The organism is Streptomyces sp. AC555_RSS877 (genome assembly GCF_019049245.1).
Classification (GTDB): Bacteria; Actinomycetota; Actinomycetes; order Streptomycetales; family Streptomycetaceae; genus Streptomyces.
The window spans coordinates 1-1,189 of the sequence record NZ_JAGMUK010000121.1 but is presented as its reverse complement, the minus strand read 5'-3'; the positions used below and the strand labels follow the sequence as shown (position 1 = coordinate 1,189).

Below are 1,189 nucleotides of genomic sequence, written 5' to 3'. Positions count from 1 at the left end.
GGGTGGGGGTGGGCGTTGTGGGGGTTGGGGTGTGGGCGGTGGCGGTCGTGGTGTCGGTGGCGGTGGGGTCGAGGTCCGGGCTGCGCTCGGGGGACGGTTCCGTGTCGATGCCGAAGCGGTAGTCGTTGGACTGGCCGACCCACTCGCCGTCGTCGTCGTGGCGTTGCACGACGGCCGCGTTGGCGGTGACCTCGTTCGGTACGGCGTCCGAGGTGACCGCGAGCCGGACCTTCACGGTGAGGGTCTTTCCCGGCCCGACGGTGAACCCGGGAAAGCCGGCCCGCTCGTCGGCGAAGGCGCCCACGAGCTCGTCGGCGTCGGTGCGCTCGAAGCGGACGGGGTGAGGACGGGTGCTGCCCCGCACGGTGCCGTCGTAGAACTCCAGGCGGGGCTGGGAGGGTTCCAGGGCCCGCTTCTCATCGGCGAGGACGACGACCGGGTGGATGTTCGCGCAGGTCCGGCTGGTGGTGTTGGTGAGGTCCAGGTACCAGGTGCCGTAACCACCCCCGGCCTCGTAGGAGGGGGGTCCGCCGTGGATACGCGTGCTGACCGGAAAGGCCTGGTCCCCGGAGGCGGCACAGAGGCCGCCCGAGTCGGCGTACGCCGACATGGGGAAGAGGGCGGCGGCTGCTGCGAGACAGAGGGAAACGGGCACGGGCATAGGCAGTCGCATAAACACATGACCATGCCGGGCAAGGACGGGCCAACGAGGACGCCATGCCGGTCGGGCACAAGGCCGGGGCATGATTCCGCCCGATTGGCGGGGCGGAGGCGGGGGCGGGGAGGACCACGGGCAGCCCACCCCGCCAACCCGCGGAGTCGAGCCGCTCGGACGGCACCCGACATGCCGCGGGCAGTCGTGTCGCCAGGACGCACCCGTCAACCCGCGGGCAGTCGTGCCGCCAGGACGCACGGGCGGGCGCGGACGGCACCCCGTCAACGCCGGGCAGCGCGACCCACCCCGCCCACCCACAGACCGCGGCCAGCTGTGCCGCGGGCGACGGCCCACGGGCAGCCGACCCCGTCAACCCGCAGGCAGTCGTGCCGCCAGGACGGCACGGGCGGGCGCGGACGGCACCCCGTCAACACCAGGCAGCGCGACCCACCCCGCCCACCCACAGACCGCGGCCAGCTGTGCCGCGGGCGACGGCCCACGGGCAGCCGACCCCGTCAACCCGCAGGCAGTCGT

The 1,189-nt window shown here is 73.7% G+C and carries 1 protein-coding gene; it reads right to left on the bottom strand.

Features of this window, described 5'->3' with window-relative positions; genetic code table 11:
• On the bottom strand, window positions 1-661 hold a 661-nt coding region (locus KUM49_RS37025; RefSeq protein ID WP_374200245.1), incomplete at its 3' end, for a hypothetical protein.
• Window positions 662-1,189 lie beyond the last annotated feature (528 nt).